This is a genomic window from Emticicia fontis (genome assembly GCF_054779675.1).
The window spans coordinates 499,748-522,061 of sequence record NZ_BAAGXU010000037.1; the positions used below are offsets into that span (position 1 = coordinate 499,748).

Annotated in this window: 21 protein-coding genes; 7 read left to right on the top strand and 14 right to left on the bottom strand. The window is 40.9% G+C overall.

Going from position 1 to position 22,314, the window contains the following annotated elements; all coding sequences use genetic code 11:
• The first annotated feature begins 1 nt into the window (after position 1).
• Positions 2 to 1,282, top strand: coding sequence for an amidohydrolase family protein (locus ACYVFA_RS17930; protein WP_460473229.1), 1,281 nt, complete (start codon positions 2 to 4; stop codon positions 1,280 to 1,282).
• Positions 1,283 to 1,662: 380 nt separating this feature from the next.
• Here the strand turns inward: ACYVFA_RS17930 and ACYVFA_RS17935 are convergent, their stop codons facing one another.
• The 3 genes from ACYVFA_RS17935 to ACYVFA_RS17945 are packed head-to-tail and all read right to left on the bottom strand — an operon-like array spanning position 1,663 to position 3,723.
• Positions 1,663 to 2,568: a helix-turn-helix domain-containing protein gene (locus tag ACYVFA_RS17935; RefSeq protein WP_460473230.1), complete on the bottom strand. Its 906-nt coding sequence runs from the start codon at positions 2,566 to 2,568 to the stop codon at positions 1,663 to 1,665.
• Between the two features lie 8 nt (positions 2,569 to 2,576).
• Positions 2,577 to 2,930: a hypothetical protein gene (locus ACYVFA_RS17940; protein ID WP_460473231.1), complete on the bottom strand. Its 354-nt coding sequence runs from the start codon at positions 2,928 to 2,930 to the stop codon at positions 2,577 to 2,579.
• A 16-nt stretch (positions 2,931 to 2,946) separates the two neighbouring features.
• Positions 2,947 to 3,723 carry an SDR family oxidoreductase gene (locus tag ACYVFA_RS17945; protein ID WP_460473232.1) on the bottom strand — a complete coding sequence of 259 codons (777 nt, stop codon included), beginning with the start codon at positions 3,721 to 3,723 and terminating at the stop codon, positions 2,947 to 2,949.
• A gap of 288 nt (positions 3,724 to 4,011) precedes the next feature.
• Here ACYVFA_RS17945 and ACYVFA_RS17950 point away from each other — a divergent pair, with 288 nt between their 5' ends.
• Entirely contained in the window at positions 4,012 to 6,243 is a 2,232-nt protein-coding gene (locus ACYVFA_RS17950; RefSeq protein ID WP_460473233.1) for an ATP-binding protein, read from the top strand.
• Here ACYVFA_RS17950 and ACYVFA_RS17955 read toward each other — a convergent pair.
• Both ACYVFA_RS17955 and ACYVFA_RS17960 read right to left on the bottom strand, forming a co-directional pair.
• On the bottom strand, positions 6,230 to 7,318 hold the full coding sequence (locus ACYVFA_RS17955; protein WP_460473234.1) for a hypothetical protein: 1,089 nt from the start codon (positions 7,316 to 7,318) through the stop codon (positions 6,230 to 6,232). The two genes, ACYVFA_RS17950 and ACYVFA_RS17955, sit on opposite strands and share 14 nt — an antisense overlap.
• An 87-nt stretch (positions 7,319 to 7,405) precedes the next feature.
• The gene (locus ACYVFA_RS17960) at positions 7,406 to 8,173 is read right to left on the bottom strand and encodes a hypothetical protein (protein ID WP_460473235.1); all 768 of its coding nucleotides are present in this window, start codon (positions 8,171 to 8,173) and stop codon (positions 7,406 to 7,408) included.
• 169 nt (positions 8,174 to 8,342) lie between these two features.
• On the opposite strand from ACYVFA_RS17960, the gene ACYVFA_RS17965 reads away from it, so the two are divergent.
• Complete coding sequence (locus tag ACYVFA_RS17965) at positions 8,343 to 8,909, top strand: Crp/Fnr family transcriptional regulator (RefSeq protein ID WP_460473236.1); 567 nt, start codon at positions 8,343 to 8,345, stop codon at positions 8,907 to 8,909.
• A gap of 73 nt (positions 8,910 to 8,982) precedes the next feature.
• On the top strand, positions 8,983 to 9,405 hold the full coding sequence (locus tag ACYVFA_RS17970) for an rRNA adenine methyltransferase (RefSeq protein ID WP_460473237.1): 423 nt from the start codon (positions 8,983 to 8,985) through the stop codon (positions 9,403 to 9,405).
• A 288-nt stretch (positions 9,406 to 9,693) separates the two neighbouring features.
• Here the strand turns inward: ACYVFA_RS17970 and ACYVFA_RS17975 are convergent, their stop codons facing one another.
• Positions 9,694 to 11,628: a M1 family metallopeptidase gene (locus ACYVFA_RS17975; protein ID WP_460473238.1), complete on the bottom strand. Its 1,935-nt coding sequence runs from the start codon at positions 11,626 to 11,628 to the stop codon at positions 9,694 to 9,696.
• 193 nt (positions 11,629 to 11,821) lie between these two features.
• Between ACYVFA_RS17975 and ACYVFA_RS17980 the strand changes: the two genes are divergently transcribed.
• Positions 11,822 to 13,231: a TlpA family protein disulfide reductase gene (locus ACYVFA_RS17980; RefSeq protein WP_460473239.1), complete on the top strand. Its 1,410-nt coding sequence runs from the start codon at positions 11,822 to 11,824 to the stop codon at positions 13,229 to 13,231.
• A gap of 3 nt (positions 13,232 to 13,234) precedes the next feature.
• On the opposite strand, the gene ACYVFA_RS17985 is transcribed toward ACYVFA_RS17980, so the two are convergent.
• The 5 genes from ACYVFA_RS17985 to ACYVFA_RS18005 all read right to left on the bottom strand — a co-directional run bounded on the left by ACYVFA_RS17985 (position 13,235) and on the right by ACYVFA_RS18005 (position 17,921).
• Positions 13,235 to 14,029, bottom strand: coding sequence for an oxygenase MpaB family protein (locus tag ACYVFA_RS17985; protein ID WP_460473240.1), 795 nt, complete (start codon positions 14,027 to 14,029; stop codon positions 13,235 to 13,237).
• A gap of 13 nt (positions 14,030 to 14,042) precedes the next feature.
• Positions 14,043 to 14,432 carry a ribosomal maturation YjgA family protein gene (locus ACYVFA_RS17990; RefSeq protein WP_460473241.1) on the bottom strand — a complete coding sequence of 130 codons (390 nt, stop codon included), beginning with the start codon at positions 14,430 to 14,432 and terminating at the stop codon, positions 14,043 to 14,045.
• Positions 14,433 to 14,596: 164 nt separating this feature from the next.
• Positions 14,597 to 15,700, bottom strand: a complete 1,104-nt coding sequence (locus tag ACYVFA_RS17995) for a Rossmann-fold NAD(P)-binding domain-containing protein (RefSeq protein WP_460473242.1) — start codon at positions 15,698 to 15,700, stop codon at positions 14,597 to 14,599.
• A 93-nt stretch (positions 15,701 to 15,793) separates the two neighbouring features.
• Entirely contained in the window at positions 15,794 to 16,966 is a 1,173-nt protein-coding gene (locus ACYVFA_RS18000) for a pectin acetylesterase-family hydrolase (RefSeq protein ID WP_460473243.1), read from the bottom strand.
• A gap of 97 nt (positions 16,967 to 17,063) precedes the next feature.
• Complete coding sequence (locus ACYVFA_RS18005; RefSeq protein WP_460473244.1) at positions 17,064 to 17,921, bottom strand: helix-turn-helix domain-containing protein; 858 nt, start codon at positions 17,919 to 17,921, stop codon at positions 17,064 to 17,066.
• A 120-nt stretch (positions 17,922 to 18,041) separates the two neighbouring features.
• Here ACYVFA_RS18005 and ACYVFA_RS18010 point away from each other — a divergent pair, with 120 nt between their 5' ends.
• On the top strand, positions 18,042 to 18,965 hold the full coding sequence (locus tag ACYVFA_RS18010; protein ID WP_460473245.1) for an SMP-30/gluconolactonase/LRE family protein: 924 nt from the start codon (positions 18,042 to 18,044) through the stop codon (positions 18,963 to 18,965).
• Positions 18,966 to 18,967: 2 nt separating this feature from the next.
• A complete protein-coding gene (locus ACYVFA_RS18015) occupies positions 18,968 to 19,354 on the top strand; it encodes a DUF1398 domain-containing protein (protein ID WP_460473246.1) in 387 nt (128 codons plus the stop codon).
• Between the two features lie 22 nt (positions 19,355 to 19,376).
• Here the strand turns inward: ACYVFA_RS18015 and ACYVFA_RS18020 are convergent, their stop codons facing one another.
• From ACYVFA_RS18020 to ACYVFA_RS18030, 3 genes are all read right to left on the bottom strand, one after another.
• Complete coding sequence (locus tag ACYVFA_RS18020) at positions 19,377 to 20,243, bottom strand: hypothetical protein (protein WP_460473247.1); 867 nt, start codon at positions 20,241 to 20,243, stop codon at positions 19,377 to 19,379.
• Positions 20,244 to 20,245: 2 nt separating this feature from the next.
• Positions 20,246 to 21,352, bottom strand: coding sequence for a hypothetical protein (locus ACYVFA_RS18025; RefSeq protein WP_460473248.1), 1,107 nt, complete (start codon positions 21,350 to 21,352; stop codon positions 20,246 to 20,248).
• 64 nt (positions 21,353 to 21,416) lie between these two features.
• Positions 21,417 to 22,226: a DoxX family protein gene (locus tag ACYVFA_RS18030; protein ID WP_460473249.1), complete on the bottom strand. Its 810-nt coding sequence runs from the start codon at positions 22,224 to 22,226 to the stop codon at positions 21,417 to 21,419.
• Positions 22,227 to 22,314: the final 88 nt, after the last annotated feature.

Consider the following 22,314-nt stretch of genomic DNA (forward strand, 5'->3'; position numbering starts at 1 on the left):
AATGAAGAAAAACTACTTGTTGGCCCTTCTATTGGGCGTATCATCCACAACATTTGCCCAACGCACCCTTATTCATTGCGGCACGCTGATAGATGGCATCAGCAATACACCTAAGTCTCAGGTGACGATTGTGGTTGAAAAAAATCGTATCACTGATGTTCAGAATGGCTTTACCGCTGCTCAGGCAAATGATAAAGTGGTAAACATGAAAACACGCACCGTAATGCCCGGCTGGATTGATATGCACGTGCATATTGAAAGCGAAACCAGCAAAGACCAATACCTGAAACGCATGAGCGCCAATATGGCCGATGTGGCTTTTGAATCACAGAAATATGCGGCTACTACCCTGATGGCAGGTTTTACGACTGTCAGAGATCTGGGCGGTAGTGGGGTAAATATCTCTATCCGTAATGCTATTAATAAGGGTCTGGTGATTGGCCCGAGAATTTTTACAGCTGGCCGTACCATTGCCACTACGGGTGGTCATGGCGACCCAACCAATGGGCTCAGTAATACGTACACAGTGCCGGATTATGTAACCAATGGCGTAGTAAATAGTCCGGAAGAAGGCCGTCAGGCAGTGCGTCAACGTTATAAAGATGGCTCGGATTGCATCAAGATTACAGCAACGGGTGGCGTATTGAGTATTGCCAAAAATGGCAAAGGCCCGCAATTTACCGAAGACGAAATATCGGCAATTGTTTCAACCGCTAAAGATTACGGTTTCCATGTAGCTGCCCATGCCCATGGTGCCGAAGGAATGAAACGTGCCATCAGAGCAGGTGTAACTACCATTGAGCATGGCACTTTTATGGACGACGAAGCCATTGAATTATTCAAAAAATATGGAGCATACTATGTACCCACCATCATCGCCGGAAAAACAGTAGGTGATTCGGTAAAAGTACCAGGATATTATCATCCGTTAGTGGTGCCTAAAGCCATTGAAACAGCTAAACAAATTGCAGAAACATTTGCCAAGGCGTATAAAGCAGGGGTAAAGGTGGCATTCGGTACTGATGCGGGTGTTTTCCCGCACGGTTACAATGCGAAAGAGTTTCAATATATGGTAGAGGGTGGTATGCCAATGATGGAAGCCATCAAATCAGCAACGATTGTAAATGCTGAAATTCTGGGCATGAAATCTGAATTAGGCTCAGTAGAAAAAGGAAAATTAGCTGATATTGTAGCCGTAGAAGGCGACCCACTGAAAGATGCAAAAGCAATGATGAATGTAGCCTTTGTGATGAAAGAAGGGAAGGTTTATAAGGAGAAATAGGATTTGAGACGTTAAGAGCAATATTTAACCTCGGTCATATGGCCGAGGTTTTTTCGTAGAGACGTAATGATTAAGTTTCAAGAAATAACCGTTCTCTTAAAAGTTTGGCTAAAGCCAATTTTGATGCTAGTAATTAGTAACCACCAGCTAAAGCTGGCGGCAATTGATTCAATAGCCCCCATTTTTAAATGGGGTAATAAGAAAAAATCATCCATATTGGCTTTAGCCAAATCTAGTTCATTGGCCTATGAATATAAGACCAATTAAACATTATTTTTATTCCAAATAACGTTTATTGGATTGGATAGGCCTTTGAGACGTATTGCATCGCGCGGCGAACCGTTACGTCGCTACGAACGCACGCTAATAGCGTATTCCCTTCAATTAAAAGACTGCCGAAATTCCAACGGTGATTGATTCGTTTTACTTTTAAACATTTTGCTGAATGATTGAGAATGTTCAAAGCCCAGCGCATAGGCAATCTCACTTACGGTCAGGTCTGTGGTTGAGAGTTTTTCTTTTGCTTTTTCAATCATTTTTTCATGAATCAACTGTTGCGTGGTTTGTCCGGTTAATTGTTTGAGTAAACTGCTTAAATATTTAGTCGAAATATTGAGTGCATCTGCCACATATTGCACAGTCGGGAGTTCCTTTGACAGTAAATCATCCCTGTTGAAATAATCAGTCAAGACTTCTTCCAGCCGATTAAGGATTTTGCTGTTGGTGATTTTTCGGGTCATAAACTGGCGCTCATAGAAACGCTGAGCATAGGTAAATAGTAGTTCTAATTGCGCAATGATGACATCCTGACTGAACTTATCCATATTGGAATTATATTCCTGCTTGATATTATCAACGATACCGTTAATAACAGTTTCTTCCTTTTCTGATAGAAACAGGGCTTCATTAGCTGAATAATGGAAGTATTCGTATTGTTTGATTTTCTTGGCTAATGGTGTGTTCCACAAAAAATCAGGGTGAAGGAATAGAATCCAACCCGAACGCTCGGCATTCGTGGGTTGCTCGGGTGATTTTATTAATTGACTGGGCGCCATGCAAGCCATCACGCCTTCGTCGAAATCATACGATTGTTGTCCGTAAAACATCTTATCAGCTCCTCTTTTAACAGAGATAGAATAGAAATCGAATAAGACACTGATACCGGGTGCATCTTTTGTTTTGCTATAATCAATAATACTGATTAAGGGATGTGCAGGCTTCGGAAATTCCATATGCCGGTGTAATTCGGTAATGGTTTTTACTCTTATGGGCTTTTTATTTTCCATGGTTGGGCTCAGTTTTTAAAGGGATATTTCAGCCATATCATCAGCAAGGGCATAAGCAGAAAGGGTATTTCTATCAATGCCATTTTTAGATTTCCGGTGTTCAAAGCTAATGCCATAATCGTCAGGATGGATACAGCATTCAGCAGATTGCCTAAGAAATAGGTTCTGGGAAACAAAAGCAACAGGCCGATAACGATAATAAATATACCTAAAATTGGCACAAATGGTTTAGTAATTCCTAAATCAGCCATCATTTTTGCCGATTCAGGGTTGTCTTTGATATGGAATGTATCCCATCCGTGCTTGAACGACAGGAAGGCAGAAACCAGTAACAAGACTAAGGAAATGATGTTCTTTATCATAATCAATTGCGTTTATTTATTTTCCATACATAGTTGAAGCGCCCATTTTTGCGGCCTGCGAAAGCATCAGTTTAGGCGCAAGTCTGCTCATGATACGCATAAGCTTGGCAAGGCCGGGATAAATCTCCTCTTTATCGTTTTGCATACCTTTGAGTGCCGCGTCTACAATTTTATCAGGCGCCATGAGGGCACTCGCAGTAAAGCCGTCTTCATTCATGAATTTATCATTCAGTGGGGTAGAAGAACCCGGAGCAACCAATTCAATGACCTTAATATCCGTATTTTTTAATTGTACCCGCAAGGCTTGTGTATAAGCACGAAGACCAGATTTGCTGCCACTATAAATGGGTGATATCGGGAACGTCATTAAGGCAATACCTGAGGTAACATTTAGTATGGCTGCATTTTTCTTTGTTTTCAGATGTGGCAAAAACTGTTGCACCATCCGGATTGGCCCCATCAGGTTGATTTCTATTTCACGGGTAATATCCATCAGGTCATGATTCTGATTCAGGCTGATTTTCCGCATCTCTCCTGCATTATTAATCAGGATATTCATCTCAGGGAATTGTTGTGTAATTGTCTCATGTAAACTGACAATATCTTCCGCTTTGCTTACATCACTTTGGATGATATGCACCGATGGAAGCGCCCTTTTTACTTCCTGAAGTTTCTGGGCATTTCTGCCTGTGATGATCACGGTGTTTCCCATGGCAATCAGTTTAGAGGCAAATTCATAGCCAAATCCTCCTGTTCCACCTGTTATTAGAATTGTATTGTTTTCTAGTTTCATTGTTTTCGTTTTTTGTTGAGGCAAAGTTCGGGAGGAATCAGAAAACAGATGTAGCTAAAAGTCGCAAGGTTGTAGCCAAAAGGGAGGATGTGGATTGGTGAGGGTGTTTTATAGGCATTTCATATTCATCTAGTGAAGATTTGAAAGTTTGTCGTCATGGAAATCATCAAACACAGAAAACGTTTAATAAATTTTTGAGAAAAATCTACTAACAAAAGGATAATTAGCGGGCTTATGGCTTAAATTTACTATTCAGTTGGAAATTTTATGCCCAAACGACTGTGAGCCATGAAAAATATTACCTTCTGTTTTTCTGTTATTCTGACTATCCTTCTCTCCAATAGTTATGCGCAGTCTGTTCGTTTACCCAATCTGAATGATACTTTTAAAGCCGCCGATCTTGCCCGCAAACCCGTAAATGCCGATAGTATTTTTGCCGCTACCAAAGGTTTATTCTACTCGCTCGAACATAAAGCCAGAAACAAAAAAGAAGATACGCTCTTGGTGCTGGCCGCCGAACGGCTGGCTTATATGTATTATAATAACCGGATAGCGCAGAAAAACCCCGATTCGATGATGCGGTATGCTGAAAGGTTGCTGAAATATGCTACTAATATTCAGTATAATACCCAGGTTTTCAAGGCGTATGATTATATGGGCATTGCCTATACCATCAAAGCCGATTACCAGAAGGCGCTAGATATTAGTCTGGAAGCCAATAAAAAAGCCAGTAACCTGAAAGGCGCTGATTTGATATTAGCCACTTATTCATTAACCCGTATTGCCAGCAGTTATCAACTCTTGCGTGATTATGAAAACTCGCTTGTTTACCATAAAAAAACGCTGGAAATTATCAGTATTTGTCGGGATAACGATTTGAAAACAGGCATTACGCCCGAAAAAGTCAGTAAATGGGCATTGAGCTATGCCTATAAATTTGATGATATTGGGGTGATTTATGCCGAGCAGAAGCAATTTGCTGAGGCAATAAAGTATTATCAACAAGCACTGAATCATATTCATGAGGGGAAACTATCAACCTCTATTGAAATGGTTACTCTGATGGAAATTGGCCGCTGCCAGATTCATCTGAATAGGATAGAGGAAGGGGTGAGCAATGTCAAAAAAGCCTTGAAATACTTTGAAGACACCAATAATCGCTTTTATCCTTTTGCCTGTTATACCTATCTGGCAAAAGCCGCTTATTTATCCGGTGATTATCCATTAGCGATTCAATATGCCGAAAAGGCCGAAACATGGGCGCAGGCAGCAATGGCTATTAAACATGAAGTAGATACCTATGAAGTGAAATATCTATCTGCCAAAAAACTACAGAAGTATGACCTTGCGCTCTCAGCCTATGAGAAGTATAATCTAATGAACGATTCAATCAGCGACCGACGGAAGCTGACACAGGTATTAGGTTTGCAGAAAAAACTGGAAACAGAAAGAGCCAAAGCTGAATTCGAGCGGCAGGAATTGCTACAAAAAGCTATTATCGATTCTTCTCTAAGAGCCAATGAGATATTGCTTCTGAAAAGCCGCAATGCCGAAACCGAAAGGCTGGCACTTTTTGAAAAAAATGAAAGGGACGAGCTGGCTAGGAAATTTCAGATAGAGCAGTTGAAAACCTCCTCGGAAAAAACAAGGCTGGTGCAACAGAATCGTATCCGTAATCTCTCGGCCGAGGCTGAAAAAAAACAACAGACCCAGCAGTTTTTATGGATTGGCCTGGGTATGCTGGGCTTACTACTCTTATCGTTGGCCTGGAACTTCAGAAATATTCAGAAACGGAAAAAAGAAACTGAATTGCTGAATGAGCAACTCGAACTGAAAGTAAGAGAACGCACAGCCGAATTACAGAAATCGTATGATGAAATAAAGGAAGCCATGCAACGTGGACAAACGATTGAGCGCAAGCGTATGGCCGCCGATTTGCACGATAATCTGGGGAGTTTGCTGACAGCTATTAATATCTCTCTGGATAATATCAGCCCCGAGCATCTGTCTGAAAGGGAGCAGCAGATTTATGCCAATGTGCTATCGATGACCGAAAATGCGTATTCAGAAGTCAGGATTTTATCACATAACCTGATGCCGGAAGAGCTGGAGAAAGAAGGACTGGAAAATGCTTTGAAACGCATGATTCAGAAAATCAATCATAATCAGCGAATACAGTTTAGGCTGACAATTGACGAACTGACATACTTCAACAAAAATATTGATTTGAATATCTATGCGATTTGTCTAGAGTTAGTGCAGAATATCATCAAGCATTCAAAAGCTACCGCATCCACTATTTATCTGTCACAAAAAGGCAAAGACTTACTATTAGAAGTAACAGATAATGGCAGAGGTATACAGGAAAACCAGCAAAAAGGCATCGGCCTGAAAAATATTCAAGGCCGATTGGAAACTATTGGTGGCGAACTGACTATTGATTCAGAAAAAGACAAAGGCACCCGATTTATTATCTTAGTGCCTTTGACTCAGAATGAGCTATTGATTAATAGCCAATAGCGATGCAATTCCATTTGACATTATAATTGACAGAAGCATCATCTGTATTGATTAATTTGCCCTGACAAGTGGTTTTACCAGTTGAAGAATTTAAAGAACAAGCTCTTAGCACTAATATTACTCTGTCTAATTCACCAACTGTTCCCCCGCTTAAATCAATATCCCCAACAATAACCATAGGTGTTGAGGTAAACCCTCCTTCAAATGTTATTGAGGTAGTACTTGCTCCATGTGCGCCTAATACGACAGGAATATACTCAGTGGTAAACCTGAACATTCTAAGATTTTGAGAACTACTGGCATTATAGGCTACTCCTTTATAGTCATTAACGGTTAGTGCTCCATCAATATTAGCATTATAATCTACATCAAAATAACCATTTACGGATAAATCATAATTTATTTCAGTAAAACCATTTATATAAGTACTTCCATTGACAGTTAATCGGGCGTTCGGATTCGCTGTGTTAATTCCTACAAGACCTGAGTTCGTTACGGTTATTCTATCAGTACCATTCATAGCCAGATTCCATTTTGAGGTGCTACCATCATAATAATGATAGGCCCTTGAACTATCATTCACGGAGTATCCATAAAAAGCTCTTCCTGTAGTACTACTGGCATCTACATGCATACCTTCCATATTGGTGCCTCCAAGATTTCCTCTTACTGTCAGAAACGTATTAGGATTGGTCATGGCCGAAGTACCCACACCCACCTGCCCGCTATGATGCAGCACACTTCCGTTTACTCCCCATTGATTTCCGAAAGAAGCTGCCTGCCATGAAGAACCATTGTGATAATTGAACTGATTGGTGGACGTATTATAGATTAACAAACCTGCCGTTGGCACACTGATGACATCACGGTTGGCAGTTGTCATGCGGGGAAATAAAACGCCTTTATTAGAGCTTCTGATATCCAGAATGGCAGTAGAGTGTGGGATTTCATTACCTCCAATAGTACTGATGACTGTTCCGCCGGGCGTATCAACAACTTTTGCTGTCTGAGCAAAAGCAATATTAACCGACAAATAAAAAGTAAAGCTCAGATAAAGTTTTGTAGATATTTTCATAAAAGTTTTTTCTACAAATGTCTTTTTATTCCTCACTTGTGTCAATCACGGTATGCCGTGATATTTTAAGGAAAAGTACCTGAAAGGTTAATTGCCAATACAGATAATATTCCAGGTCGTGGTACAACTTATATCATTATTGCCAGTATTTATTACTCTAGCTTTGCAACTATTTGTAGTACATCCATATATAACTAATTGAAGAAAGTAGGGCTCCCCAACATCACAACTTGACGAAACAATGTCTCCTACAATTACTTTCGGAGGGCTGCTATAACTTTCCGAAATCGAAATTGTGATTTCTCCAGATCTGTGACCTCCGCTTAATCCCATAGGTTGAGTGAATTCAAATGTATAATATTTTAACTGATTGCTTCCACCCGAATTGTATAATATTCCCTTTCCGCCGTTTGTAGTCAGAGTTCCGCTAATTGTAGTATTCCCTTTGACCGTTAGTGAAGTATTTGCATTTGTCATGGTTGAAGTACCAATCCCTACTTGTCCGGTATGATAAAGACTACTCCCGTTTACTCCCCATTGATTACCTAATGAAGCTACTTGCCATGATGAGCCACCGTAATAATTAAATTGATTAGTAGAAGTATTATAGACAAGTAGTCCGGGCTGTGGAGAACTGATAGCATCACGATTAGTTGTAGTCATACGGGGTAAAAGAATGCCTTTGTTAGTGCTTCTGATATCTAAAATAGAAGACGAAAGAGGAATGTCTGTTCCACCTGCATTGCTGATTACCGTTCCATTTGGGGAGTCAGTCATTTTTACATTCTGAGCAAAGACGATACTTTCAACTAAAGAGAACGCAAGACTCAGGTAAATTTTTGTAAATGTTTTCATAGAAAAATGTTTTTACACCAAATTTCCAGAAAAACTTTAAAAGCTATTTCTGATTCGTTGTATTTTTATTTTACGTTACCTTTTTGACCGATAAAGGAGTTTTGCCTGATAAGTAAATATATTTTATATTAACAGTTGCATGGTTATTTATCACTTAATAAAAAATTACGTGAAAGAAAAACTCAGATATTACCTTCGGATCAATACAAAACTTAATGATGAACAAATCGATACAATAGCCACTTATTTTAAGCCAAAGACTATTAAAAAGAATACTTTTTTGCTTTCTGAGGGAGAGATTTGTAAGGAATTGTATTTTGTTCATAGCGGATGCATTCGTACATATTACCTCACCAAACAAGGGCATGAGAAAACTAGATATGTGGCTTTTGAGGGTTCTATTGCCACTTCTATTGCCAGTTTTATCTCACAGCAACCCTCGTTTGAACTGGTTGATGCATTGGAGGATTCAGTAGTATATGCCATCAGCCATAAAGACTTCTATCAATTGCTAGCTGACTTGCCAGCCTGGGCGGAGTTTTATCGAATGCTGCTGGAAATGGCTTATCTCTATCAGAATAAGAAAATAGAAAATCTGGTAACACTTTCGGCGAAACAGCGCTTCGATCAACTAATGGCTGAAACGCCGATTTATATTCAAAGGCTTTCGAACAGGATTCTGGCATCGTATCTGGATGTGACACAGGAAACCTTGAGCCGATTGAAATCTAAATAGCTTTTTTGATGTATGTCAATGCTTTGGGGGTAGCGCATCTATTACTATTGCAGCTCATTAATTAATAATTACAATGCAATTCGACACAAACAACAAAATAGTACAAATGTGCGGACAAGGTATGATGCTGGAAGGGGAAGGCAAAAAAGAAGAGGCTTTCAGACTTTTTCAGCAGGCGTGGGATGAAGCAAGCAATGATTTTGAGAAATTCACGGCAGCACATTATGTAGCCCGGCATCAGGTATCCATAGCCGATAAATTGAAATGGGATGAAACAGCCTTGCAGCATGCCTTGAATATCAATGATGATTCAGTAAAGGCCACTTATCCCTCTCTGTATTTAAACATCGGGAAATGTTATGAAGACCTGAATGACTTTGGAAATGCCAGAAAAAACTATCAATTGGCTCTTTCGTTCACTGATTTATTGCCTGATGAGGGTTATGGAAAGATGATTAAAGGAGGAATTCTGAATGGCATTGAACGGGTGAAATAATAGGCACCGTGTCACGGCTACTACTCGTCCGATATTGGCCGTGGCACGGTTAGCTTAGCCTTTCTATTATTACTTTAGGATTTTCATTTGGAATTTGAGAAATCTCTGAGTGCATTAACCGTGCCACCCACGCGGTGGCCGCCCCTTTTTCGGACGAGGATAGGGGTGACACGGTGGAGCCTATTGTTAATTAGAATTTTTCCTTTAGAGATAGAGAGATTTCTGAGTGCATTAACCGTGCCACCCCCTTTTTCGGACGAAGATAGGGGTGACACGGTGGGGTTTATCCTATCTAGGCCAAACGTTATCTTTGGTATCGTTATCCGGGAATCTTCCGTTAGGGTCTAAAGTGATTTGTTTGATTTTGCGTTTGCCGAAGTTTAATTCTGCATCAAATGTGCGGTTGCCATCAAACCATACCGAAGCAGGCCATGTAACTATTGCTGTGTTAGCATCCGGCATTTTGGCGTTTGCAGGGGCTTTAATAGCCGGACCATCTGCTTCAAATTCTACTTTCAATACCACCGGAGAAGGCATTTCACCTGCCTGATATACCGAAACAATGGTTTTATCTTTATTGTTTTTTACGTCTTTAATCGAACCATTAACCGACTCGGTAGTAAATAACCAGTAATACCAGAACCAATCCAGATTTTGCCCCAAAGCATTGTTCATGAAATACATATAATCCCAGGGCGAAGGATGTTTGAAACTCCATACGCGGGCATATTCTTTCATGGCTTTCATTACTGCTTCGTCACCTACAATACCACCTAGCATCGAAAGCATCAACGGGGTTTTGCCATAAGTCTGGAACCGATACCCGCTACCGGCATCGTTGGCACTCCACATCATTGGGGCTTCGTCTTCATCTCCGCTTTGTCGGCCATAGCTTTGTCCGAGGCCATCCAGTTTATATGGTACACCTTTGCTGTCAGCACCTGACAGGATATTCATGTATTGATTAAAACCTTCGTCCATCCAGCCGTAGCGGGTTTCGTTGTTGCCTACCACCATTGGCCACCATTGGTGCCCTGTTTCGTGGTCGGCGGCGCCCTGGTTAGAGTTTATCACCATCGGATACTCCATGCCGGCACTCGGGCCATCCTGCAAGGTCATTTGCGGGAATGGATACGGAGTCCAGAGTGCAGAATAAAACTCTAAGGCATGGCGCGTGATTTCTCCGGCTTTGGCAAACATTTTAGCTCTTTCCGGCAGATAATACATATAAACAGGAATAGCACCTTTTCCCGGAATGGTGGCGCGCGTGGCTTTCCAGACAAATTTATTGGCAGTAGCCCAGGCAAAATCGTTTACCTTATCGGCTACGAAATGCCAGGTGAGTTTATCTCCGGGAGCAGTGGCTTTTCCTGCTTCGTCTTCGCTCACAATCGTTACTTCATCATTGCTGTTCAATACCGTTGTGAGGCGCTTTCTGGTGGTTTCATTCAATACCTGTTCAGGGTTTTGTAATACACCTGTGCCACTCACAATCCAGCCGCCCGGTACGGTGATGCTTACATCAAACTTACCGAAATTATTATAAAACTCAGATGGCCCCATATACTGGCTGGTTTCCCATCCTCTTAAATCATCATATTTGGCCAGTCTCGGGAACCATTGCGTAGGCTGAAAAAGTCTGTCGTCGAAACGTTGGGTCATGCGGTGGCCTACACCATTTGGGCCGCCCGGTAATTTGGTATGCCAGGCAATTTCTACCTCGGCAGTTGACTGGGCTTTGATGAAGTCCTTTATCGGAACAGTCGCAATTGTTCGTGTCAGGCCTCTGACAGACTTCAATTCAACCTCTGTTCCTGCTACTTTAATGCTTGTCACCACCATCCCTTCGGTAGCTTCGGCAGGTGTTGAGAATCCACGGGGTACTTCTGCGCGGAAGATATTGTGGTCGAGGCGTAACACAAGGTTTTTCAGGTCTTCCTTGCTATTGTTATGCACCAGTATTTTTTCAGTACCTGTAATCACCTGCGTGGCAGGGTCAATACTGGCCTGAATGGTGTAATCGGCTTCGAATTGCCAATAATTCGGGCCGGGCTTGCCTGAGAAATCACGGGTTCCGGCGGCGAAAGCCTTACGGATGGCGTTGGTCATGGGTACATCCTGTCTGATACTACGCTTGGTAGTTTCAATAGATGAACGCTGGGTATTTTGCTGGGCAAAAACAGAGGAAGTGATGAGTAATAGTACGGCTGAAAGGGCTCGCATAAGTTTGTTGAGGTTTAAGAGAGACCCTAAATAAACAAAATATCGGGAAAGTGCCAAGTTAAAAGTGATTAACAATATTTAACTACGTGGACATGAACCGATTAACATTTTTTAACTCGCGCAATTTCCTGTTTTTGTAATATATCCACAAGTTTGCAGGACAATTAGTATCAAACTTTAGCTCTGCCTCCATATGTCTAAATTTATTCTATTGATTCTGGTAAATATTCTCATCTTCGTCAATGCATCAGGACAGACGATAATCAAAGGTAATTTCAAGTCGTTTCCATCAGCAGATTTCAGAATCGTTTTTAATCAATCTGCCCTGAATGATTTTCAGGGAGAGGTTCTGCATAAGGGAAAAACAAATGAAAGCGGCGGGTTATCCTGCGCATTTCAATTAGATTCCGAACAACCGATTCTCCTTTTTATCTCTAATCAATTTCTGAGACTCTGGGCAATTCCTAATACAAGTCTGACCATTGAAGAAATTAAGCAGAATGAGTATGTTTTTTCGGGGCAGGCGGCTAAGCAAAATAGTTTTTTATTTCAATCTGGTATTATGCGGCCTATGGGCGTTTCTTCGACTGTGAACTCGGACAGTTTTGCTCCTTTGAAACAACTGGAACACCTCGATAATATAGAACAAAAAAGATGGGATTTATATAAGAAGAGTTTTGGCGCGGACGAAATCTCAAAAGCCTTTTCTTCTTATTGCAAAGGCGAAATAATGCATTATTCAAACTTCAATAAGAACCAGTATATATTGCAGAGTATATTCGGACAAAGGAAAATCAAGAAGGAAGACGTCCCATCTGATTATTATGATTTCTGGAACAGGTTTGAGTTGCTGGATGATCATTGTCTAAGCGATTTTTACAGGAATTCTTTGGTTGATTATATCGGATACACTGCAGCAAAGCGACTGAATATCTTTAGTGATTATGGGAATAGAGAGGCATATAGCCGGATAGAGTTTAAAATTATTGACTCAGTATTAGCGGAGCGTCCTTTAACCAGAGAGCGCATAAAGGGTGAGCAATTGATTTTTCTGATAAACTATGTCGATCTGCCACAGTTGATAGAATCAGAATTCAGCAATTATAAGAAAGAGTTTCCTGCTTCTCAATACATCAGCCTTATTCAACAAAAGTGGGATAAGAAACACAAAAACGCTTTCTCTGTTCCTGACTTTGTGCTGAAAGATATGTCGGGCAAACCATTTGATATTAAATCTATCAGGGGTAAGGTTGTGTATATTGATTTCTGGGGAAGCTGGTGTAAAGCTTGTATAAGTCAGATGCCTAATTCATTGCTATTGCAGGAAAAATACAAAGATAAAGACGTGGCTTTTTTGTTTATTGATTTTTATGATACCAAAGAAAAATGGCTGAAAGCCATTAAAGATAAAAAATTAAAGGGCCTGCATATAAAAGCAGAAAAAGAAGATGAAAAATACTTCAATGAAAAATTTGGCATAGACCAGGGATTTCCGCGTTATGCACTACTTGATAAAAAAGGAGTACTTATCACAAGTGCTGCGCCGCACCCGAATGATAAAGAAATAGTGACTATAATTGATAAATATCTGGATGAGGAATAAAATTCACGCAACCACTTCCTCCCGCTTCATTTTCGAAAAATGGCTATAATTTAGATTATATATCTGCTGGCTGTATTCAGCCGGAAGAAGAATGGTTTTCACCAAACCATCTAATCTGAGTTTTCGGGCTAATAAATAGAGATTCAATAGTACTTTGCCTTTGATTGAGTGGCCGAATTTTAGTAGTTCAGATACCTTAGTAGGAACAATCAATTTCTGACACTCTAATAAAATATGGTAACGGGCAGAACCCAGATGTTTTTTGTATTGCTTATAGAGGTCTGCTGTAAAATGCCCATTCAACAAGTCTTCTTCCAGATGCGCCTGGCGGTCTTGTTGCCAATCAGCATAATTATCCGGTAGTTCTTTTAAGCCCATCCGTAGGCCCATCCGACTAAAGACATTGAAAACCTCTTCTTTTTCTTCTATACTCATTTTCCGTTCAAGCAATTCGTAGGAAACTATCGCATAGTCAATCAACATATACAATACATCCCGATAAGCCCAGTCGGGAATTCGCGCACCACGGCTTTGTTCAACGCCCTGATGGATACTATTGATTTTATCAATGGCTTTATGGGCATTTTCTTTATCGGCAAAAACAATCATCTGGGCGTATTGAACCGTAGAGAATAATCGTCCCAGAGGGTCAGAAGGGATTTTGCCTGTAAAATAAAGCCAGTCTACCGCCTTGTTCAAGGCAAATTCAGCCGCTGAGCCTGCAAAAATGAATAGAATGACATCAGAATTGCCCCAAATCTTGCGCACTATCGAATTTTTATCAACAAAATCATTCATAACAGTTCAATTTTTAGATGCTTTGTCGTTGTGGAGTTCTGGCTCTCCGAGACTCTACCCATACTATAGTAAGAAAGCCTAGCGTATAGGCTATCATATCAATCCATGAGAAGCCAGTCCCTAAGGCAATGGCTAAGATTTTGTATTTCTCCCAACCCATCAGGTGCACAAAATGAAAATATTGCAAGGTCTCAATCAGATAAGCGAATAGGAGAGTGGCAATGGCGGCCGTCAGGAAATGGGTATTCCAGAAAGTGAAAACCGCACAATAGACCAGAAATACCACCAGATAATCGCCTACAATTGGTCTTACGAAAGAATCGTGTACATACACTGCAATCAAAACTTCGATGACGAAGAAAACGATTGCCAGTAAACCATATTTAGGGCGAAAGGTAAGCATTTAATAGTATTTAAAAGTACTTTGTATTGCAAAGTTAATAGGCCAATTGGAAATAACAAATAGATTGGGAGAATATTTTTTGAGATATTCTGGCAGGTTTCAAAACACAGTAGGGGTTCAAAATTTTGAACCCCTACAAATGCGGAAACAAAAGAGACTAAATTTTAAAACCCTTCCTTATTTCTCTTACGAATGGCTTCTTCTGTGGCTGGTACAAGGCTTTCTAAGCCCATTTTGGCAGCCTGTGCCTGAACTTCTTCAATAAAAGGACGAAAACTCTGATTATATTCCTGAAATGCCCGTTCAAAATTTCCTTCATGTTTTTCAAAAGCATCAGCTAACGCGGCAGCACCGTCTATGGCGAGTGAGCCGCCTTTCCCCGCAGCCGGAGAAGCACAATAACCTGCATCGCCTACCAGGGCTACTCTGCCTTTTGTCCATGAAGGCATTTTTATCTGGCAGAGTTTATCGAAGTAAAAAGTTTTTGAATGCATCATTTCTTCCAGTAATTCGGGCGTGCGCCAGTTTCCTCCGGTAAATTGTTCCAGAATGATATTTCTTTGTTGTGCCTCGTTCCGGTAATCATAAGGAATTTCTGTTTCTGAGCGAAAGCAGAAAATGATGTCGGTCTTGCCATTGTAGGCATTCAGCATAATACCTTTGTTGGGCACATTATAAAACTGGGTGGTATTTTCTTTTATCAATAGTTTGTTGACAATCGTGATAGAGAAACATTGACCCAGAAAATGCGAATACTCAGCCTCGTGACCAAACCAGATTTTTCTGACGGCGGAATGGATGCCATCGCAACCCAATACTAAATCGAAGGATTGTTGAGCGCCATTTTTAAAAGTCACTTCGATATGCTCTTTTGTTTCGTTTAAAGCTGTGATGCTATTATTGAAAATAAACTCGGTATCGTTTTTTACCTGATCGAACAACATATGCAATAATACATCTCTCTCAATTTCGAATTCATCTTTCTCTTTTTCTGCTACCATTGACCCCTCTGTCTCATCATCCGCATTTTTGAATTCCAGTAATTCCATGCTTATTGTGTTGGCTTTGATTGGGTCGAGAATCCCCATTCTTCTCACAATGTCAACGGTATTGCCCTCTATATTTACAGGCGTTCCACCTTTTTTAATTCCATTACCAATTTCAACAATGGTAACTTTATAGCCCAATTGAATCATCCAGTAGGCCGTTGATAGTCCGGCGAAACTTGCACCCGAAACGAGTACTTTTTTATTTGTGATTGCTTCCATTTTTTACACGATTTTATCAGACATGGATTAACTAATCATGTCCTGTACTTAAATTTATTAATGAATATGTTATCTTATTTTAGGAGATGGGTTCTATTTCTCAAGCAGTTTTTTCCCAAGAGATAGGTTTTCCTCATCGATTACGTTTCGTTTCAGCCATTCGGCGAAAGAAATTCCATCGGCTTTGCTGGTGTAATACAACTCGTTGGTGGTCATGGTGTGCTGTGTAGCGTGTCTGGTAGGGTCGTATCCTGAATCAGTTATAAAATAATGATAGTCGATGTTGGCCTGAGTAAGTCTTTTCATCATGGCTTTGGTATTGCCAGACCACTCGTCAATGAAATGATTGGAATGCGTGGACGAATGATTCAGCTTTGCCCCGAATCTTGTGAGCACATCGTCATAAAGCGTATTGCTATGCAAGTACTTTATCTGTCTCTTTACCGAATCAGCGCGATGAATGAGTGCATCTTCAAATATATCTTTTCTAATATGAAAATGAAGAAAATCCTTACTCTCGCTTTGCCAGACTGTATCCAGAATTTCTTTCCACCGATTAGAAGCAAGAGCGGCTCCATCTGATAATTGATAAATCTTTTTACCCGCATAGTGGTCTGCAATATAAGGCGCCCAGAAAGCCGAGCCATAGGCGCCTGCACTCTCACCTGCTACCATGAGTTTATCGGCCTCTTTAAAATTAGCAAACACCCAGTTCAAGGCAGCCAGACTATTGTTGCGGCCATTATGATGAATGTTGAGTTTCTTGCCATTGAAAGTATAGGCATTGGTTGTGTGGCCGATGTGTAAATCGCCGGTACAATAGGGGATAAAGACAAAATTCCAATCGCGGAAAGCATTCTGCGGATTGCCAGTATCAGCCATTCCACCGATGGCTTTCGGGAAGAACCTCATCAATGAAGGCAGGTAAAATGACTTTAAATCTCTTGAATCTCCGTCAAAAGCACTTAATAATGAAATGGGTTGTCCACAAGTTGAATCGTCCCAGCAAGCCCCTCCGCCTGAGAAATAAATGATTACATTGCTGGATGTTCCTTTTCTGACATACATCACAAATTCTGACCCATCACTGCACATTGTACTCCCTTTTAAAGGAATGGTATGCCATTTTGTATCATTGACTTCATCTACTTTCACCACTTCGTCAGGGCGTCCGAAATAAATAAAGTAGAGATAAAGAAACCCAGCCAACAGAATACTACTGATACCTAAACCCGTCCATTTGAGAACTCGCAAGAATAATTTCATACCCTGAATTTTTGTAGATAAGACAAATGTTTTTAACGATGCAAAATTGCAAAGTATCAATAGAGCAGAAAATAGCAGGATAAAGGTAAGTATTGGACTAATCGAGGTTTTTGTTTCTGAAAGCCAGGGCAGACATACCCGTAGCTTTAGTAAATAAGCGGGAGAAATAGGGGTAATCATCAAAGCCCAAATCCGCAGCAATTTCTTTAACCGATTTATCTGAATGATAAAGCAAGCGTTTGGCTTCTAGAATAATACGTTGCTGAATATGGTAAGAAACCGAGTGACCCGTTGTTTCTTTGATACATTCGTTGAGGTAAGGCGTAGAGATATTTAGTTGTTGGGCATAGTCTGCCGGGCGTTTGAGTTGGCTATAATTACGTTCTAAAAGCTGTCTGAAAGCTTTGGTAACTATTTCAAATCGGGTGAGCTTGTCGGTAGACTTCGTTTGTTCAAGGTATTGTGAAATAATAAGTGTCACCAGGGCATTACAACTATCTTTCATGGAGGCATGATAGAGTCGGTCGTTTTTTCGCTCTGATAATTTAATGCCCAGTGTTATCATTTCAGAAATCAGCACAACGGTTTCTTCATTTAGCAATAGGGGTTTTGCGGGTGCAATGCTTTCTAATAATTTCAGGTATTCAGGATTCAGATTTTCGTTATTGATGGCCCAACTGCCTACCGTTACGTCTTCAAAAGCCAGAATCCGATGTACCTGATTGGGGTGCATATAGATAACAGTCGCGGCTTTGAATGTATACCTTTGAAAATCAATCTCCATCGAAACTGTTCCTTTCTCCATCAGAAAGAATGAGTGGCGGTCGTGCCTTTCGGCGTGTCCCCATTCGGCAAAGTCGGGCAAATCTGTAAAAGCTAATCTATCAATAATAATCCCCGTTCCGAAATCATCATTCATTGTATTGACAGGGATGTATTGTCTCTTTTTGCGCATCGTTTTTAATTCATTGAACAAAGATAAAAGACCTTTACATAAATTTTATACATCATTAGCTATTTCAATGACAGTGTATGTATCTTGCTTAAAGTATTGACAAAACTTGAAAACGCACAAATGTTACAGAAACTAACGCTACTCTTATGGGCAACATTCTCCTTATTCAGTTGCACCCAATCAGAATCTAATACGGTTAACCTAAGTTTCGAAAAGGATTTAATACCTGAGGGAATAGCCATTGATGTACAATCAGGGAAACTATTTCTGAGCAGCCTCAGAAAAAACAAGATTGTTGCCTCAAATATAGATGGAAGTAATGCCGCTGATTTTATTAAAAGCAATCAGTATAATTATATTTCCGGCTTCGGCATGACCATCAAAGGCGATACATTGTATGCCCTGAGTAATGGTCTGGAAAAGCAGAATAATACTTCTGTACTGGTATTATTGAATAAGGAAACGGGGCAATTGATTGCCCAATACAAGACCAGTATTGTGCCTTATGGGTATCTGAACGATCTGGCTGTGAGCCAGACGCATGAGATTTTTATCACAGAATCACAAAGCAACAAGATTTATCATATCCAAAGACCTGGTGGCAAACTGGAAGTTTATCTGGATACAGTGGCGGTTGAACATTCGAATGGAATTGCTCTTTCAGACGATTATTCGAAGTTATATCTGGCTTCTAAAAGGGGAATCAGGGTGGTAGATCTGAAGACGAAGAAAATTATTAACCAACCCAATCAAGCATCATCAGGGATTGATGGCATGAAATTTTACAGGAATAGTCTGATAGGAATGGTGGAGAAAGGATTGATGCGGTATTTCTTAAATAAAGATGGTTCGGAGATTATAGCTATCAAAGAACTGATTCATTTTGATACTTCTTATAAATCACCGACCACTTTTGACATTGTGGGAGACACGGTTTACTTCATTAAAAACACCCAACTGGATAATTTTAATGATACAACCAGCGAAGTGATAGATGAGAAGAAACTGGAATCGTTGGTTTTGATGAAATATAAAATTCAATAATCATGTTCACACTGACTCAAATAGACGAAATCCACACGAATTCAGGCAAGCGAGCATCATTGCCTGAATTCCTGCAAGCATTGAATGCGATTGGTGTGGTGAAATACGATTCATTTCTGACTGACGGGCATTCAGAATATTATGGAGCCGACAACCAGAAACTGGTTTCTCCGGCAGTGCATGAGCCGCTGACAATTGCCGACATAAGCAATCTGGAAGGGCTTATGATACACTTAAACCTACATGAGCAAGGCAAAACCGACTACTTGCAAATGTCGCAGGGCTTAGCTGATAATGGTGTTGAAAAATGGACATTTGATACCGGAGAAATGACCATTGCCTACTTCGATAAAGCAGGCAATGCCTTGTTGGTTGAGGAGATTCATTAGAATACAATAGCTCGCACCGGTCTCACTCAGGCCCCACAATCAGGAATTGCCAGGTAGCGCTGAAAGTAACAGGGTCGCTTGCCAGATTAACAATTCTAAGCTGGCATTGAGTGGCCGATACGTTAATAGGAATAACATGAATCTTATAATATTCGCCCGTAGCTGTGGCACTAACCACCTGCCCAACTGTAACTGTGGGTATTCCGCCAAAATCTTCATAATTCAGCGGATTGCTATCTGCATAAGAGCCAACAGCTAAATTAGTATAAGCTAAACTACCTGAGATCCGCACCACTTTTTGTTGTGTGCCTGAATTACTTCTGACAATGCCCTTGCCATCATCAACCACCAACTCATCTCTGATTTTTACATTGCCTCTGAAATTGGCTGCATTTCCCCCATACGAATACACATATAATGCAGGCTCATTACCATACGACTCGAAATATCCTCCAAAATATGACTCGCTGTATCCATATACTCCAGTACCTGACGAACTTGCTGCGTATATTCCGGCACCTGAATTACTTACACTATATATTCCATAGCTGTTTTGAGATTCAGCTCTTATTGCTAAACCATTTGTTTTGACATAGATGCCTCTTCCACTACCCATATTTTCCAGATATAGCGCGGGTTCGGTTGAACTTACTGTGCCATTATAGGGCAATGTAAAGCCTCCTCCGGTCATTTCCTGCCAGTTGGCGCCATTGCAGTAATACATCTTGTTATCGGTCGTATTCATTACCTGATTTCCTTTTGCATTGGTATTGCAGGTTGGTAAAGTAGAAACTTTGGGCACTCCAATGCTATTGGGCATAATAGTAGCCGATTGCGCTATACTCAAAAGTGGTGCAGCGAAGCTGAGTAAAAGGATTAGTTTTTTCATGGTTATCGATAAATTACAAAGTAAAAAGCCTGATTAATCGGGTCAAACCTGTTCTCGTTACTAAAGGCATCTTTCAGGTAAACGGTACATTCGCCCGTACCACAACCGGCTGAGGCTACTATCTGGGCATTGGAGCTGTTAAGGGTTACGATAATAGTAGAAGTATAGACAATGCTGGGATTATAGATTTTATACCTGCCTGTTGAGGGGTTTTCACAGGTAAAGTTGCTAGACCCTGATTGATGGTCGCCACTAAAGCCAACCCGACCATAGCATAGTGGCAGAAAACTCCCCTCGGCCACATTGGTTTTGGTGATTTCGCCAGCCATGGCAATGCTACCCAATAGTTTCAAGTTGCCCTGCACGTCTAATCTTTCCTGTGGGTTCGATGTACCGATACCTATTCTTCCGCCATTGGTGACAAACATGGCGCCATTCAAACCTACAAAATCAGCATTGTTGCCCGACGAGGTACCAATATGAAGATTTCCCGAAGAGGATGGGGAGACGAATCCTACATTGATGCCACCATAATTAAAAAGCATTTTACCCCCGCCGCCACTGGCGTCTACTTCTATCTGGTCGGCACCGTGGGTACGGACGATGAATTTTCCGGTAGTATTACTGCTGTTTATACCGATTCGGAGGTCATTATCTGCCAACTGGATAAAGCCTTTCTCAACAAAAGTAGAACCCGCAGGATTTTTTTGTTTAAACTGAAAAGTAGGGTTCACGCCTTCGAATGTAAAGCCCGCTGAGGCAGTAGGCGTGCGGAGGTGTAGTTTGTCGGTAGGTAAAGTAGTGCCAATGCCTACGTTCATTGAGCTAACACTGTGAACATTCTCATTGAATATAGTCCAGCCTAAATCATCAACCTCTGTCAGCCGAAGCCATGCCGTGCCATTATACCAATAATATCCTTTGGCGCTATTAGGCTCGGTAGTATGCTGAAAAACCAGTAAACCATTAGCAGGACTGGCAATGGCCTGCCGTTGGGCTCTGGACATACTCGGAGGAAGCAAACTGCTGGACGGAGAAATAGTTACGCTCTGGCCTATGAGAGACAGGCTGCAAAAGCTACATAAAAGTAGAGTGAATATTCTTTTCATGGACATTTTTATGCAAATCTCCCATGAAAAGAAATCGGAATCAATCACGGTTTGCCGTGATATTTTAGGATTCGAATATCTCTGTCAAATCTTTTTTTACCGTTTTCAACGATATAACCAACGCAATGCCACAAAAAGCCAGCGCATCAAAACAACTGGATACCTCGTTGCCTCTCATGGCAGTAGGGTCATTAATAGCTCTTGGCAGATGCAATGAAAACACCCAGATAAATAAGACAATACTGAATAGCAGCGCAATTGCGCCACGTCTTATTTTTAACGTAATGGAAAAACCTGAACCTATTAATACCACGCCAGTCAGATATGTCCAGAAAACAGGGTCAGGCATCCATGAAGGCACAAGCGTTGATACCCCCTCTGCATATAGGAGATGAGCCAACCCGAAGCTAATCATAGTTATTGAAAAAAACAGTGGGCCGAAAGGAATAAGCTTTTCTGCAAGTTTAAAAAATGATGATGGATGAGAGTCATTTTTAGTAAATGTACCAGCCATTACAAATGCTCCACCTGCCAATGCCAATCCTTTTAAGGCATTCGTCCACACGCCCAGGTGAAGGCTACTATTCGGGTCACCAAACATTTCGTAAGGAATCTGTACCAGTAAAAACAGGAAGAGAAAGATGCTGCCTAGTAATAAAGAAGTCTCTCTGGCTTTTTTATCAAACATAATGGCCAGTCCTGCCAGAATTAATCCGATTCCGGTAAGATACGCCCATACCGGCAGCAAGGGCAGATAGGTTTGCCAGGCAGGTAATTGCACAGTTCGGAAGTTGGCATACCATAATTGTTGTAAGCCATATACTACTAAGGCAATTCCATAAAACCAGTTACCAATTCGGGTAGGTGTTTTCATCTTTTATCGGGTTGTTTTTCCGATAAAGGTAGGCTGAGGGAGAAGAAATTTTATAGCCAAAAGGCAGTCAAAATATGGCAAAAGTCAT